A 13,604-nucleotide genomic window follows, 5' to 3' on the forward strand; every position below is an offset into this window, starting at 1 on the left:
ATCTCTGCGATTGGCCACGGGAACTCCTTGAGCGGGATGGTTGGACACGGTCTGTTGTCCACCTGGTTCAAACTGTAACTGCGAGTTGCACCTTCGCATACCCATGGTATCCGAACTCACATTCCCGGACCAGCAACGAGCCAGCGCGCGCTGTCGATAACCTTGTGCGCATGTCTCAATCTCGACCTCTGCCAGACGGCGGCAGCGTGCGCCCCATCACCCGATGGGGCACTCCTGTCATGCACCGCGAGCTGGCGGAGGTGACCTCGTTCGACGACGAGCTCGCCGTTCTGGTCAAGGACATGGTCGCGACGATGCGCGCAGCCAGAGGTGTCGGGCTCGCGGCCAATCAGGTCGGCGTCGACCTCAAGGTGTTCGTGTTCGACTGTCCCGACGACGACAACGTGTCGGTCACCGGCGTGGTGTGCAACCCGGTTCTGATGCTCCCCGAGGGCAAGGACCGCAATCTTGAGGACGAGGACGAAGGCTGTCTGTCGCTTCCGGGTGCCTTCACCTCGTGCGCGCGACCAGACCAGGCGCGAGTCACCGGTGTTGACGAGCACGGAGAGCCAGTCGAGTTCGTCGGCACAGGCCTGCTGGCTCGCTGCCTCCAGCACGAGACTGATCATCTGTTCGGCACGGTCTTCGGTGATCGCGTGCCGGATCGCGCCCGCAAGAAGTTGCACAAGCAGCACAACGAGATGGCTGAGAACTACCCCGACGACTGGCCCGTCACGATCCTGGTCGACGACGCCATCATCGAGCGCTAGCGTTCGCGGAGCTCCCAGCAGGCAACTGCCACCGAGGACGCCACGTTGAGTGAGTCGATTTCGGCGGACATCGGAATCGTCACGCGACAATCGGCTGCCTGCTCCCACCGGGCGCTCAGGCCGTGTCCCTCGGATCCGACGATCAGCGCCAGTCGCTCGACGTCGTGTGGCACGGAATCAATCGACACAGAGTCGTCGGCGAGGGTCATGGCGTACGTCGTGAACCCGGCCTCACGGAGAACGTCGGGGGCGCCGTACCAGTCGTCAACTCGTGCGTACGGCAGCCAGAACACAGATCCCATCGACACCTTGATGGCTCGTCGGTAGAGCGGGTCGGCGCATCGAGGCGACAACAGGATCGCGTCAAACCCGAGAGCAGCAACGCTTCGGAAGATGGCACCAACGTTCGTGTGGTCGGCCAAGTCCTCAACGACAACCACGCGACGAGCCTTCGCAAGCACGTCCTGCGGCGCGGGCAGCTCGGGGCGCTCGAGGGCGGCCAATGCACCGCGATGCACGTGAAAGCCAGTCAGTTTCTCGATCGACGCGTCGTCGAGCACAAAGCACGGAGCATCGGTCTGCTCGAGTACGTCGCCGAGTGCATCAATCCACTTCGGAGACATGAGGAACGATCTGGCGTGATGCCCTGACTCGATGGCACGCCGGACGACCTTCTCACCCTCGGCGAGGAACAGTCCGCGCTCGGACTCCAGCTGCAGTCGAAGCTGCACATCGCGGAGGTCGACGTAGTCGCGGAGACGTGGGTCATCCAGATCGTCCAGTCGTACGATCTCGGCCACCGGGCTAGCCTAACGATCATGAGCCTCGATCGACCCATCACACCCGATCCCTACCCACTGCTTCCAGCTGCTGCAGCATTCAGCGTCACCAGCACGGACGTCACCGACGGACAGCCGCTCAAAGATGACCAGGTGAACAAGTTCGGCGACACGTCGCCGCAGCTCTCCTGGAGCGGCGCTCCCGAGGGCACGAAGTCGTATGTCGTGACCTGTTTCGATCCTGACGCTCCGATCGTGTCGGGCTTCTGGCATTGGGTCGCAGTCGACATCCCCGCAGACGTCACAGAACTAGCGGCCGGCGCTGGAGCGTCCGATGACTCACTTCCGGGCGGTGCCTTCCACGTGAGGAATGACGGAGGCGGCAAGAACTACATGGGCGCTGCTCCCCCAGAAGGCGATCAAGTGCACCGCTACTACTTCGTCGTGCACGCAGTCGGTGAGGAGAGCCTCGGCGTCGACGGCAACGTCTCCCCCGCTGTCGTCGGCTTCAATCTCGCGTTCAAGACTCTCGGTCGCGCCATCATGCACGGCACGTTCCAGCACTGATTCAACTGGCGGCCCTTTCGGCGTACGCGTTGGCCGTCGTCAGAATGCTGCGCACATAGTCGTCTGAGTGGTTGTAGGAGAAGACCGCTCTCGACCAGCCGCCAGGAGTTCGAAGGTCCGCACCTGATGCGCACAGGTAACGCGCGGTCGTCAGGGCTGCATCGTCGATGTCGTTGGGGTCGGCGATGCCATCTCCATCTCCATCTGCGCCCCAGGCGTGCCAGGACGACGGGATGAACTGCATCGGGCCAACGGCGTGGTCCCATTTGGGATCCCCATGCCACTCGGTCGTCTCGGCGGTCGCGGGCACCTTGTCTGTTCCGCTGGTGCCGTTGAGAGCCGGACCGAGGATCCGCTCCGACGTACGTCCGTCGGGCAGGAGCTGTGCGCCGCCATGTGTCCCGTGCGCCGTCTCGACATAGCCAATCGCAGCAATGCTGGTCCAGCCGAGATTGCAGTTGGGCTGCTCTTGCTCGATCTGAAGGGTGGCGTCGCCGTACGCCTGCAACGCAATTGCCGGGATGCCAGCGGCGACTGAGACCGTGAGGACCCACTCGGAGTCGGCGCGGCCAGGCTCTGACGTGATGAGTGGGGCGGGGTTCTCCGGTCCCGCCGTCGGCAGGAAGTCCTCAAAGACCTCAGGATCAGCTGTCGCGAACGAGACAGCAAAACCAATGATCAGTCCCACCACGCACAGCATTGCGGCAATGGGACCCCAGAAACGCACCCTGTCCAGCGCTGTCACCGTCGTATGTGGTCGTGCTACTTCTTGGGCGCCGCTGGCGGGGCCTCAGGCGGGGCTTCGGCGACTGGCGGAGCAGGCGCGGCACTCTCAGCTGCCTTGGCCGCATCGAGAGCCTGCTGGACGGCCTCAGCCGTGGCGCCCTCGACAGGTGCGTCATCCACGATCGGTGCATCGAAGTCGATGCGCGTCTTGTTGCCGCCACCGTCGACAGGAATCTTGCCGACCGTGCCGCCGAGCGTGCCCAGTGCCTTGGTCAGCTCTGCCGGGATGATCCACGTCGTCGCGTTGTCGCCTTCAGCGATCTTCGGGAGCATCTGGAGGTACTGGTAGGACAGCAACTTCTGGTCAGGGTTGCCGTCGTGGATCGCCTGGAAGACCGTCTGGATGGCCTGAGCCTCGCCCTGGGCGCGCAGGATCTGCGCCTGACGATCGGCCTGAGCCGTGAGAATCGCGGCCTGCCGGTTGCCCTCAGCCGTGAGGATCGCCGACTGCTTCTGACCTTCGGCCATCAGGATCGCCGACTGGCGATCACCCTCGGCGGTGAGAATCATGGCGCGCTTGTCTCGTTCGGCGCGCATCTGCTTCTCCATGGCGTCGATGATCGTGGGCGGCGGGTCGATGCCCTTGAGCTCCACGCGGTTGACTCGAATGCCCCACTTGCCGGTCGCGCTGTCGAGCTCGCCGCGCAGGCCTGCGTTGATCTGGTCACGGCTGGTCAGCGCGTGCTCGAGCGTCATGCCACCCGTGATGTTTCGCAGGGTCGTCATGGTCAGCTGCTCTATGGCCTGGATGTAGTTGGCGATCTCGTACGTTGCCGCGACCGGGTCAGTGACCTGGAAGTAGATGACCGTGTCGATCGAGACAACGAGGTTGTCCTCGGTGATGACGGGCTGCGGCGGGAACGACACAACCTGCTCACGCAGGTCGATCATGTAGCGCACCTTGTCGACGAACGGCATGACGATGTTGAGGCCAGCCGGGAGGGTCGTGCGGTACTTGCCGAATCGCTCCACGATGCCGGCGCGCGCCTGGGGAACGATCTTGACCGTCATCGAGACGACCGCGATCGCCAGTACGGCGAGCGCGACCAGGACGACTAGTGCTGCAGACATCAGGACTCCTTGGTTGTCACGACAGCAGTGGCGCCGTCGATCCGGGTGACTTGGACTTCGGTACCGGTGTCGAACGTCTCGCCCTCAGAATCAGCGCGAGCCGACCAGATCTCGCCGGACAGCTTGACCCGGCCGCCGTGCTTGTCGACCGGCTCGGCCACGACAGCCAGCTTGCCGACCAAACCTTGATGGCCGGTGGCGAGAGTGGGTCCGGCATGCAGCTTGGCAACCATGGGCGGTCGTACGAAGAACAGCAGCCCCAGTGCAACCGCTGCGAACACGATGATCGCCACCCACACCGGCGCGCCCAGGCCCGCAGTCAAGGCCGCCGCCAGGGCGCCCAAGGCGAACATCAGCAGTACAAGGTCGAGGCTCATCATCTCGACGATGGCGAGCACGACGGCGACGCCGATCCAGGTTGCGGCTGCGTGATCTCTGATCCAGTCGATCATGTTGCGTCTCCTCTGTGGTCGGCTCGATGTCCGTATGCTGCCCGCCGTGCGCTGTAACGTCCACCTTCGTTCTGGAGCTCAAGTCGTAGTCCGAACGTACTCCCCAGAGCCTCAGCGGTCAGCGTGGATGAGAGCGGACCCTGAGCGACAACCACGCCATCGCGAAGCATGAGCACGTGGGTGAAGCCTGCGGGGATCTCCTCGACGTGATGCGAAACCATCACCAGGACGGGGGCATCTTCTGCCACAGACAAGACCTCGAGGCTGGCGATCAGATCCTCGCGCGCACCGAGATCAAGGCCAGCGGCAGGCTCATCGAGCAGTAGCAGCTCGGGGTCAGTCATCAGCGCACGGGCGATCAGTACTCGCTTCTTCTCACCCTCCGAAAGTGTGCCGAACGTCCGGGTGGCGAGAGACGAGATGCCCAGCTCCCCCATGATCTGGATGGCGCGACGGATGTCTTCCTCGTCGTACTTCTCGTTCCAGCGACCGGTCACGGCGTACGCAGCCGACAGCACAGTGTTGCGCACCGACTCGGTCGGCGGGATCTGGTCGGCAACCGTGGTGCTGGTGTGGCCGATGCGCGTACGCAGCTCAAACACGTCGACGCGGCCGAGCTTCTGACCCAGCACCCGGACCTTGCCCGAGGTCGGATGCAGGGTCGTGCCGACGACCTGCATGAGCGTTGTCTTGCCGGCGCCATTGGGGCCAAGAATGACCCAGCGCTCACCTTCGTTGACGGTCCAGCTGACCTTGTCGAGGAGGGTCTTGCCCGGGCGCGTCACAGTCACCTTCGAGAGCTCGAACGCAGCCGGCATGCACACTCCTTGTCGACATGGATCGCCGTGCAGTCAACCTATCGCGAGGACACAGCCCGCGAGCGATAGCCTCGGTCTCGATGACCGAGCATGTGCCCGCGCTGCACCTGACAGATCCGACCGTTCTGGTCACCCTCATCGGTGCCGACCAGAGCGGCGTCACGACGCGCCTGTTTGAGGACCTCTCCGCGTTCGCCGTCGAGGTGATCGACATCGAGCAGCTGGTCGTGCGAGGGCGCCTGATTCTCAGTGCGCTGCTGACGATTCCGGACGACCGTGAAGGACTCGAGAGCACGGTGCATGCCGTCGGCGAGGCGTTTGGTCTCGACGTGTCGGTCGAGTACGGCACCGGCGACAATCGCCCCCGTCGTGTCGGCAGGGCGCAGGTCGTCATCCTTGGTGCTCCGCTCAAGCCTGGTGCGATGGCCGCCCTGGCCGCCCAGATCAAGGAAGACGGCGGCAACATCGACCGCATCGTCCGCATGGCGCGCTATCCGGTGACGGCGATCCGCATGGAGGTTTCCGGCGCGGACCCCGACGAGCTGCAGGCCCACCTGGCCGCCGTTGCGTTCGAGCAGGGGGTCGACATTGCGGTGCAGGAGAACGGCATCCAGCGCCACGCCCAGCGTCTGGTCGTGATGGACGTCGATTCGACCCTGATCCAGGGCGAAGTGATCGAGATGATCGCCGCCCACGCCGGGTTCGAGGCTGAGGTCGCGGCGATCACCGAGTCGGCGATGAACGGCGAGCTCGACTTCAGCGAATCGCTCACGGCACGGGTCAAGCTGCTCGAAGGCGTCGACGAGTCCGCGCTCGGCGAGGTCTACGACGCCCTCGTCTATGCGCCAGGCGCGCGCACCATGATCCGCACGCTCAAGAGGCTCGGCTACCGCTTCGCCCTGGTCAGCGGCGGATTCACGCAAATCATCGAACGTATCGCCGCCGAGCTCGGCGTCGACTACTTCGCGGCCAACGAGCTCGAGGTCGTCGACGGCAAGCTCACTGGCCGCATCCTCGGCGACGTGGTCGATCGGGCCGGGAAGGCCGAGGCGCTGCGACGTTTTGCCGACGAAGCGCGCATACCTGTACGCAACACCGTTGCGATCGGTGACGGTGCCAACGACCTCGACATGCTCGCTGCATCAGGTCTTGGCATTGCGTTCAATGCCAAGCCGGTCGTACGAGACCAGGCGCGTACGTCGGTCAACGTGCCGTACCTCGACGCGATCGTCTACCTCCTAGGCATCACGCGCGAAGAAGTGGAAGCCGCAGACGCCGCTGACTAGCGGAGAATCGAGTCGAGCAGTCCCGGGAAGCGCTCGTCGAGCTCGTCACGACGCAGACTGAGCTTTCGGCCGCGACCTTCGGGCTCGTTGCGGACGATCCCTGCCTCACGCAGAACCTTCATGAGATGCGACTTGGTCGACTTCGGGAGTGCCGGATTCGTCGCCCCACACTCGGCCATGCTCAGCGGACCTTCCGAGACCTCCCGCACGATCGCGAGTCGCGCGGGATCGCTCAGCGCGAACAGAACGTCAGTCAGCTCAACGTCCGTCATCGCAGGGTGTTCGAGGTCATACGAGGCCATGGTTCGATAATACTTGAACAGTGGTGAAACCCGACGTACGTTGGTTAGGTTCTAAACTTTTCGAACCAAATCCGTACTGAGGACGCCATGCCCACCACCATCGACGCCCCTGTCGCCGTCCACCGCGGGACAGTGCCGTTCGCCGTCGGACTGATCTCGGTGCTGGCGATGATGATCGGCGCCAGCGCCCCTTCGCCGTTCTACCCGGTCCTCCAGCAGGAGCTGGGCTTCTCCTCGGCAACCATGACCGCGATCTTCGCCGTGTACGCCATCGCCCTGCTGGCCATGCTGCTGGTTGCCGGCTCATTGTCCGACCACCTGGGCCGCCGTCCTGTGGTCTCCGTCGGTTTCGTGCTGCTGGCTGCGAGCATGGTGGTGTTCTGGCACGCCGATTCGGTGTCGATGCTCGTCACCGCGCGAGTCATCCAGGGAATCGCGAGCGCGCTCCTTCTGTCGGCGCTCTCTGCGTTGGTCGTCGACCTGGAACCGACCAACCGATCTGGAGCCGCTGCAACATTCAACAGTGTCAGCCCGATGGCTGGACTCGCCCTCGGCGCACTGTTCGGCGGAGCCGTGCTCGATGCCGCGTCGGCTCCTCTGGTTGCGGTCTTCGGCTCGCTGACAGCCGTGTACGTCGTGCTCGCTGCAGCAGTGTGGCTACTGCCCGAGACCTCGGCCCGCCGTGAAGGGCTACTGCAGTCACTCAAGCCCCGTGTGGGCATCCCCCTTCCGGCCCGTGCCGCATTCCTGCGCAGTACGCCCGCCCTGATCGCGGGTTGGGCGACCGGCGGTCTCTACCTGTCACTCGGCGCTCCGATCGTCGCCCAGGAGCTTGGCGGGACCGATCACCTCGAGCAGGGCCTCGTCGTCACGGTTCTCACCGGCTTCGGAGCTCTCGCGTGCTACGTCGCCCGCGGAGCGTCGCCGCGTGCCATCACGATCTACGGCACCACGGCGCTGGCCGTCGGCACGGCCCTGACGCTGGGCGCACTCGAAGCCGGCTCGCTGTGGGGCTTTCTCACTGCAGCCGTCATCGCCGGAACGGGATTCGGTGCCGGGTTCCTGGGCATCATGCGCTCGATCACCCCGCTGGTTGGCGCACACGAGCGAGGTGAGCTGTTCGCCGCGGTTTTCGTCGTGAGCTACCTCGCGTTCGGCATCCCGGTGGTCATTGCCGGGATTGCCGCGCCCCACATCGGACTGGCCGCCACGACGTACCTGTACGGCGGCGTGGTTGTGCTGCTCTCGACGGTCGCAGCGCTGCTGCGCACGTACGGGTCGAAGGACTAGGTCGCTTTACTCGTCATCCTCAAGGCGGAAGCCGATCTTCATCGTCACTTGGTAGTGCGAGACCTCGGTGTCGGTGATCTGCCCGCGGATGTTGGTGACCTCGAACCAGTCCAGATGACGCAAGGTCTTGCCGGCGCGCTCGATTCCGTTGTCGACGGCCTCGCTGACGCCTTCGGTGGACGTGCCGACGATTTCACTGATGCGATAGGTGCGGTTGCTCATGCTCACATCATGCACGGTGGCGCCGCGACGTACTCTGGAGGTGTGACACCTGAACCCGTGGAGCCTCGCAAGCAGCATGTCTACTCGATCACGTCTGCAGCCACGTCGCACAGTGACGACATCGGCTCGCGCGAGAAGCGCTACGCCATCTCGATGGGCATCCGTACGGCCTGCTTCATCGGCGCAATCATCGCCGACGGCTGGCTGCGCTGGGTGTTGCTTGCTGGTGCACTTCTGCTTCCCTACACGTCAGTCATCCTGGCCAACGCCGGCGTACGCAAGCGAGGTGCCGGCCCGTCCGTGTTCGGTCCTGAGAAGGCGATCGAGGCCCCGCGGCCAACGCAGCTCGATGACTGAAGATCTGGTCTGCTCGGCCAAAGGTTGCGGTGCCGACGCGACACACCAGGTGATCTGGAACAACCCGAAGATCCATACGCCTGATCGCCGCAAGATCTGGCTCGCGTGTGATGAGCACTCCGAGACACTCCGCAAATTCCTCGATGCTCGTGGGTTCTGGAAAGAGAACGTCGCGATTCAGCCCTGACCCAGCGGCGGTGACCCGAGGCGGCTCAACTACCGTCGTGGTGTGTTCCGCTTCCTGCTGAGCAGTCGCTGGATCGGCTTCGCATTATTCGTCGTCCTGCTCTCGGCGATCTGCGTTCGTCTGGGTATGTGGCAGTTCGAACGTCTTGATGACCGCCTCGCCCAGAACAAGGTCATCTCCGCGCACTTCAAGAAGGACCCAGTTCCGCTGACGACAGCACTCAGCGCTGGACAGAAGGTTGACGATTCCTCGGAATGGACGCGCGTCACCGCGACCGGCACGTACGACCTTGAGCACCAGGTGACGGTGAAGTTCACGACGCGCGATGGCGCACCTGGAGTCGACGTTGTCACTCCCCTGGTCATGACTGACGGCGCTGCGGTCCTGGTCGACCGGGGCTGGATCGAGACCAAGAACACCGTCGACAACCCAGGCGTTCCCGCGCCGCCGACCGGTGAGGTCAGCGTCATGGGCTGGCTGCGGCAGAACAATGGCGCCGGTAGCGACGCCACCCGCCCGGTCGACGGTCAGATCCGAGCAATCTCCAGCATCGGCATGGCGAAGTCTGTCCCGTATGACCTGGTCGACGGCTACCTCAACCTGCGAACGCAGGACCCGGAAGCCACCAAGGAGCTCGCTCTTGAGCCGAAGCCGGAGCTCGGCCAAGGACCGCACTTCTTCTACGGGCTCCAGTGGGTGTTCTTCGCCATGCTGGCCACCGTGGGCTACTTCTGGTTCGCGCGGGCCGAGGCCAAGGAACGCCGCAATCCCACCCGTATCGACGGGTTCGCTAAGCCAGACTGACGAGGTCGGCGTAGTCGTCGGACCAGAGGTCCTCGTCGCCGTCAGGCAGCAGCAGCACGCGGTCGGGCTCCAGAGCCATCACCGCGCCCTCGTCGTGTGACACAAGCACGATGGCGCCCTCGTACGTACGAATGGCGCGCAGGACTTCTTCGCGTGACGCAGGGTCAAGGTTGTTGGTCGGCTCGTCGAGCAGCAGCACGTTGGCGCTCGAGACGATCAGGCTGGCCAGGGCGAGACGCGTCTTCTCACCACCGGACAGCACAGCCGCCGGCTTCGAGGTGTCGTCACCGCTGAACAGGAACGAGCCCAGGACACTGCGGGCCTCGGTGTCAGTCAGCTGAGGAGCCGCCGACTGCATGTTCTCGAGGACGGTGCGTGAGGTGTCGAGAGTCTCGTGCTCCTGGGCGAAATAGCCGATCTTGAGCCCGTGACCGGGCATGATCTCGCCGGTGTCGGCCTCGAGCGTTCCAGCAAGCATTCGTAGCAACGTCGTCTTGCCGGCGCCATTCAGTCCGAGGATGACGACGCGGCTGCCCTTGTCGATCGCCAGGTCGACATCGGTGAAGATCTCAAGCGAGCCGTACGACTTGGAAAGCCCCTCGGCCATGAGCGGCGTCTTGCCGCACGGTGCAGGCTTCGGGAACTTGATGTTTGCAACCTTGTCGTGCACGCGTTCGTTCTCGAGACCCGCAACCATCTGCTCGGCGCGACGCAGCATCTGCTGTGCAGTAGCTGCCTTGGAGGCCTTGGCACGGAACTTGTTGGCCTGGCTGGTCAGCTCTCCAGCCTTCTTGACCGCGATTGCTCGCTCGCGCTTGCGACGGTGCTCATCGGCTTCGCGCTGCTTGACGTACGACTTCCAGCCCATGTTGTAGATGTCGATCGTGGCGCGGTTGGCATCGAGGTAGAGAACCTTGTTGACGGTCTCCTCGATCAGCTCGACGTCGTGGCTGATGACCACGATGCCGCCACTGAAGGTCTTGAGGAATCCCCGCAGCCAGACCACGGAGTCTGCGTCTAGGTGGTTGGTCGGTTCATCGAGGAGCAATGTGTCTGCATCGGAGAACAGGATGCGTGCCAGCTCGATGCGGCGACGCTGTCCGCCTGAGAGGGTCGACAGCGGCTGCTCCAGCACACGATCTGGGAGGCCGAGGTTGTGGGCGATCGTCGCCGCCTCCGACTCGGCTGCGTAGCCACCGCCGGCACCGAAGGCCGTGTCAGCACGGGTGTAGGCCTTCATCGCCTTTTCGGCGATCTCCGGGTCCGGCGAGCCCATATCGAGCTCCGCCTTGCGCATGGCGATCAGCGCGGTGTCGAGGTCGCGGGCACCGAGGATGCGATCGCGGGCGGTCGTCGCGAGGTCACCTGACTTCGGGTCCTGCGGGAGGTAGCCCACCTTGCCGGTGGACGTGATCGAGCCTTCAGCGGGCTGTCCTTCGCCAGAGAGCATGCGCGTCAGGGTGGTCTTGCCGGCGCCATTGCGTCCGACGAGGCCGATCTTGTCGCCCTTGTCGACACGGAACGAGACGTCCGACATCAGGACGCGCGCGCCGAAGCGCAGCTCCACATTGGAGACGGTGAGCATGGTGGGACTTTCGGATCAGGGTGTGCGAATGGGCGGCGTCGAGCGCCGTCGTCATTCCCGCTGGATCGAGTTCACCCCTTCATTCTACGGGGCGTACGCGATGCGCTTGACCATTCGAGGGTGTGCCCCTCGACACGGTCGTCAGCCGAGATGCTCGCGTTGGGCGGTCATCTCACGAGGTTTCGATACGCTCGTTCCTCGCTACTCAACCACCGAGGGGTGCCAGAGCGATGAAGGCTGGTTAGCCGATATTGAAGCCGAGGGCGCGGAGCATTTCGCGGCCGTCGTCGGTGATCTTGTCCGGGCCCCACGGCGGCATCCAGACCCATTCGATCCGGAAGTCGTTGACGAGTCCGTCGAGGGCAGCGCGTGTCTGGTCCTCGATGACGTCGGTCAGCGGGCAGGCCGCAGAGGTGAGCGTCATGGACAGCACGGTGTTGGAGTGCTCATCGACGTCGGCGCCATAGACGAGGCCGAGATCGACGACATTGATGCCGAGCTCGGGGTCGACGACATCCTTCATCGCCTCCATGACGTCATCGACCGTGGTCGTGCCGCCAGTGGGCTGTGTCTCGACGTCGGGCAGGTCGCTGTGGTCGGTGGTCATGCGGGATCTCCCGGGGTTGTGGTGACAAGTGCTTGGGCGACGGCGTCTTTCCAGGCCATCCATGACAGCAGCGCGCATTTCACGCGTGCCGGGAACTGAGCGACGCCGGCGAAGGCAATGCCGTCCTCGAGGATGTCCTCGTCAGGCTCGACCTTGCCCTTGCCCTGCATGAGCTCGGTGAACGTGTCGAGCACAGCCATGCCTTCGGTGACGGTCTTGCCGATGATCAGCTCGTTGAGCACCGAGGCAGACGCCTGGCTGATGGAGCAGCCGACCGAGTCGTACGAGACGTCGGCGACGGTCTCACCATCAAGGTGCACGCGCAGGGTGATCTCGTCACCGCAGGTGGGGTTGACGTGGTGCACCTCGGCTTCAAAGGGCTCACGGAGTCCCTTGCCATGCGGGTGCTTGTAGTGGTCCAGGATGATCTCCTGGTACAGCGAGTCGACGTTCATAGCCTCAGTCATGAGAAGTACTTCTTCGTATGGTGCAACGCCTCAACCAACGCATCAATTTCCTGAGTCGTTGTGTAGAGGTAGAACGATGCACGAGTCGTGGACTGCACACCGAAGCGCAGGTGAGCCGGTTTCGCGCAGTGGTGACCAGCGCGTACGGCAACGCCCTTGGAATCGAGCAGCTGCGACACGTCGTGCGGGTGGATCTCGCCGAGCGTGAAGCTCACCGCTCCCCCGCGCTGCTCAGCGGTCGTGGGGCCGACGACCTTGAGGCCGTCGATCTCCTGGAGCGCACCGAGCGCATACGCGGTGATCTCCTGCTCGTGCGCGGCGACGTTCTCCATGCCGATCGAGGTGAGGTAGTCAGCCGCGGCGCCGAGACCGACTGCTTCGGCGATCGGCGGCGTGCCAGCCTCGAAGCGTGCCGGCGGCGGAGCGTACGTCGAGGACGCCATCGTGACGGTCTCGATCATCTCGCCACCACCGAGGAACGGCGGAAGCTCGGCGAGCAGGTCGTAGCGGCCCCACAGGACGCCGATGCCGGTCGGACCGACCATCTTGTGACCTGTGAACGCGACAAAGTCGGCGCCCAGGGCCGCAACATCAACGGGGAGCTGTGGCACGGCCTGCGACGCGTCGACGACCACAAGGGCGCCGACCGAATGCGCCTTGGCGATGATCACGTCGAGCGGGTTGATCGTGCCGAGCATGTTGGAGACCCAAGTGACCGAAACGACCGCAGTCTGCTCGGTGATCAGCTGGTCGATGTTGTCCAGGTCGAGGCGGCCCTCGTCCGTGACGCCGAACCAGCGCAACTCAGCGCCAGTGCGCTGCGAAAGCTGCTGCCACGGAACGATGTTGGAGTGGTGCTCCATCTCGCTGATGACGATCTCGTGGTCCTGGCCGATACGACCAGAGTCGCCGAGCACACGAGCCACGAGGTTGAGCGCCTCGGACGCGTTCTTGGTGAACACGACCTCGTCGCGGCTGGGCGCACCAATGAAGGCGGCAATCTTGTCGCGACCCAGCTCAAACGCCGCGCTCGCTTCGGCACCAAGCTGATGCATCGCGCGGGCGACGTTGGCATTGTGCAGCCGGTAGTGATCGTCGATCGCGCGGATGACGCTCTCGGGCTTCTGCGAGGAGTTGGCGCTGTCGAGATAGACCAACGGCAGGTCTCCGGCCAGGCGGCGGCTCAGGATCGGGAAATCAGCCCTGATCCTGGCCACATCAAAAGGCGAAGTGTCGTGGGTCGTGCTCTCGACG

At 64.2% G+C, this 13,604-nt stretch carries 17 protein-coding genes and 1 pseudogene; 7 read left to right on the forward strand and 11 right to left on the reverse strand.

The window, feature by feature from the left end:
- The first annotated feature begins 170 nt into the window (after positions 1-170).
- The gene (gene def, locus V6M39_RS08675) at positions 171-770 is read left to right on the forward strand and encodes a peptide deformylase (RefSeq protein WP_332643419.1); all 600 of its coding nucleotides are present in this window, start codon (positions 171-173) and stop codon (positions 768-770) included.
- Here the strand turns inward: def and V6M39_RS08680 are convergent.
- Positions 767-1,570, reverse strand: a complete 804-nt coding sequence (locus V6M39_RS08680; protein ID WP_332643420.1) for a TrmH family RNA methyltransferase — start codon at positions 1,568-1,570, stop codon at positions 767-769. The genes def and V6M39_RS08680 overlap by 4 nt on opposite strands.
- Positions 1,571-1,588: 18 nt before the next feature.
- Here V6M39_RS08680 and V6M39_RS08685 point away from each other — a divergent pair, with 18 nt between their 5' ends.
- Positions 1,589-2,116: a YbhB/YbcL family Raf kinase inhibitor-like protein gene (locus V6M39_RS08685; protein ID WP_332643421.1), complete on the forward strand. Its 528-nt coding sequence runs from the start codon at positions 1,589-1,591 to the stop codon at positions 2,114-2,116.
- Positions 2,117-2,297: 181 nt separating this feature from the next.
- On the opposite strand, the pseudogene V6M39_RS08690 reads toward V6M39_RS08685, so the two are convergent.
- From V6M39_RS08690 to V6M39_RS08705, 4 genes and pseudogenes are all read right to left on the reverse strand, one after another.
- Positions 2,298-2,816 (reverse strand): annotated as a pseudogene (locus V6M39_RS08690) (hypothetical protein); the annotation flags it as partial.
- 62 nt (positions 2,817-2,878) lie between these two features.
- Positions 2,879-3,973 (reverse strand): SPFH domain-containing protein, encoded by a 1,095-nt coding sequence (locus tag V6M39_RS08695; protein ID WP_332643423.1) that lies wholly within the window; start codon positions 3,971-3,973, stop codon positions 2,879-2,881.
- Complete coding sequence (locus V6M39_RS08700) at positions 3,973-4,425, reverse strand: NfeD family protein (protein ID WP_332643424.1); 453 nt, start codon at positions 4,423-4,425, stop codon at positions 3,973-3,975. Before V6M39_RS08700 ends, V6M39_RS08695 begins: the two co-directional genes overlap by 1 nt.
- The gene (locus tag V6M39_RS08705; protein WP_332643425.1) at positions 4,422-5,243 is read right to left on the reverse strand and encodes an ABC transporter ATP-binding protein; all 822 of its coding nucleotides are present in this window, start codon (positions 5,241-5,243) and stop codon (positions 4,422-4,424) included. Before V6M39_RS08705 ends, V6M39_RS08700 begins: the two co-directional genes overlap by 4 nt.
- Positions 5,244-5,323: 80 nt before the next feature.
- Between V6M39_RS08705 and serB the strand changes: the two genes are divergently transcribed.
- Positions 5,324-6,529 (forward strand): phosphoserine phosphatase SerB, encoded by a 1,206-nt coding sequence (serB, locus tag V6M39_RS08710; RefSeq protein ID WP_332643426.1) that lies wholly within the window; start codon positions 5,324-5,326, stop codon positions 6,527-6,529.
- Here the strand turns inward: serB and V6M39_RS08715 are convergent.
- A complete protein-coding gene (locus V6M39_RS08715; RefSeq protein ID WP_332643427.1) occupies positions 6,526-6,831 on the reverse strand; it encodes an ArsR/SmtB family transcription factor in 306 nt (101 codons plus the stop codon). The two genes, serB and V6M39_RS08715, sit on opposite strands and share 4 nt — an antisense overlap.
- Before the next feature lie 87 nt (positions 6,832-6,918).
- Between V6M39_RS08715 and V6M39_RS08720 the strand changes: the two genes are divergently transcribed.
- Positions 6,919-8,121, forward strand: coding sequence for an MFS transporter (locus V6M39_RS08720; RefSeq protein ID WP_332643428.1), 1,203 nt, complete (start codon positions 6,919-6,921; stop codon positions 8,119-8,121).
- A gap of 6 nt (positions 8,122-8,127) precedes the next feature.
- Here the strand turns inward: V6M39_RS08720 and V6M39_RS08725 are convergent, their stop codons facing one another.
- Positions 8,128-8,343, reverse strand: coding sequence for a dodecin (locus tag V6M39_RS08725; RefSeq protein ID WP_332643429.1), 216 nt, complete (start codon positions 8,341-8,343; stop codon positions 8,128-8,130).
- A gap of 42 nt (positions 8,344-8,385) precedes the next feature.
- Here V6M39_RS08725 and V6M39_RS08730 point away from each other — a divergent pair, with 42 nt between their 5' ends.
- From V6M39_RS08730 to V6M39_RS08740, 3 genes are read left to right on the forward strand one after another with little or no spacing between them, the layout of a single operon-like run.
- Positions 8,386-8,700, forward strand: a complete 315-nt coding sequence (locus V6M39_RS08730; protein WP_332643430.1) for a DUF3099 domain-containing protein — start codon at positions 8,386-8,388, stop codon at positions 8,698-8,700.
- Positions 8,693-8,887, forward strand: coding sequence for an acetone carboxylase (locus tag V6M39_RS08735; RefSeq protein ID WP_332643431.1), 195 nt, complete (start codon positions 8,693-8,695; stop codon positions 8,885-8,887). Before V6M39_RS08730 ends, V6M39_RS08735 begins: the two co-directional genes overlap by 8 nt.
- 42 nt (positions 8,888-8,929) lie before the next feature.
- Positions 8,930-9,691, forward strand: coding sequence for an SURF1 family cytochrome oxidase biogenesis protein (locus V6M39_RS08740; RefSeq protein WP_332643432.1), 762 nt, complete (start codon positions 8,930-8,932; stop codon positions 9,689-9,691).
- On the opposite strand, the gene V6M39_RS08745 is transcribed toward V6M39_RS08740, so the two are convergent.
- From V6M39_RS08745 to V6M39_RS08760, 4 genes are all read right to left on the reverse strand, one after another.
- The gene (locus V6M39_RS08745; RefSeq protein ID WP_332643433.1) at positions 9,678-11,276 is read right to left on the reverse strand and encodes an ABC-F family ATP-binding cassette domain-containing protein; all 1,599 of its coding nucleotides are present in this window, start codon (positions 11,274-11,276) and stop codon (positions 9,678-9,680) included. The two genes, V6M39_RS08740 and V6M39_RS08745, sit on opposite strands and share 14 nt — an antisense overlap.
- A 241-nt stretch (positions 11,277-11,517) precedes the next feature.
- On the reverse strand, positions 11,518-11,883 hold the full coding sequence (locus V6M39_RS08750; protein WP_332643434.1) for a metal-sulfur cluster assembly factor: 366 nt from the start codon (positions 11,881-11,883) through the stop codon (positions 11,518-11,520).
- Positions 11,880-12,338, reverse strand: a complete 459-nt coding sequence (sufU, locus tag V6M39_RS08755; protein WP_332643435.1) for a Fe-S cluster assembly sulfur transfer protein SufU — start codon at positions 12,336-12,338, stop codon at positions 11,880-11,882. The genes V6M39_RS08750 and sufU overlap by 4 nt, the downstream gene beginning before the upstream one ends.
- 8 nt (positions 12,339-12,346) lie before the next feature.
- On the reverse strand, positions 12,347-13,567 hold the full coding sequence (locus V6M39_RS08760; protein ID WP_332643436.1) for a cysteine desulfurase: 1,221 nt from the start codon (positions 13,565-13,567) through the stop codon (positions 12,347-12,349).
- Positions 13,568-13,604: the final 37 nt, after the last annotated feature.

The organism is Aeromicrobium sp., from assembly GCF_036675695.1.
Lineage (GTDB): Bacteria > Actinomycetota > Actinomycetes > Propionibacteriales > Nocardioidaceae > Aeromicrobium.